Raw genomic sequence first — 987 nt, forward strand, 5'->3', positions numbered from 1 at the left:
AATCATCTGCATACTTAACCAGAGCTATCCTGCACTTAGGATGGATAGCGTAACTTCCATTAGATTTATATGTTTTACGATATAAAATACCAAGTTCTTCTTCCATTCCATGAAGAGCTATATTTGCTAACAGAGGAGATATGATACTTCCTTGGGGAGTACCTTCCTGTGTTTCGGAGAACACGTGTTGATCTACATATCCCATCTTCAACCATCTTTTAATGAGTGCTTTTCCTGAAAAACGAGAGGTTTGTTTCTCTATCCATTCATGACTCAGACGATCAAAACAACTCTTGAAGTCTCCTTCAAATATCCATTTTTTCTTACTGTTGGTGTTAATCTTGTTAAAGATGTTACTAATCGCATCATGGGTACTTCGCTTTGGACGGAATCCATATGAGGAGGGTTCGAATCTTGCTTCCCATTGAGGTTCCAACGCGTTTTTCATCATGTTCTGATAGACTCTATCTTTAATAGTCGGGATACCAAGTGGTCTCAGTTTTCCATTTTTCTTCGCAATATAGGTTCGTTTTGCCGGTCTCGGGCGATGTTGAAGTATATTCTGTTGCTTTAGTTGCCTATATAATTCATTACGTTTGCCGGCGTGCAATGCTGTGTAACCATCTACACCAGAGGTGCGTTTCCCTTTATTCTGTTGTGTTACTTTTCGAATAGACAACAGTAGGTTCGCTTCACTCCGTAGGAGTAGTCGTTGAAATTTTCGTACTTTCCTTTGTTGTTTGAGTTGTTCGGCACGATAAATTCTTTGTCGTAACTTCGTCACATACTTTTGAATTTCATTCCAGTTTACTGTATTCCAATCTGTATACGAGGCGTGCGCCGACGCTCGTTCTGAGGTATTCATAACTGCACGCTCCTTTTCGTCAGAAATTAACCACAAATTTATTTTCGTGTTGAAGACCTATAAGAAGTGGGCCCTCTTTCGAGTCTGTCATAGATTTGTCCATAAGGACGACAGTATCCATC

At 39.9% G+C, this 987-nt stretch carries 1 protein-coding gene; it reads right to left on the reverse strand.

Going from position 1 to position 987, the window contains the following annotated elements; genetic code table 11:
• Positions 1-865, reverse strand: an 865-nt coding sequence (locus tag K9V48_RS28135) for a reverse transcriptase domain-containing protein (RefSeq protein WP_224142331.1), incomplete at its 3' end; no start/stop codon positions are given.
• Positions 866-987 lie beyond the last annotated feature (122 nt).

The organism is Metabacillus rhizolycopersici (assembly GCF_020075705.1).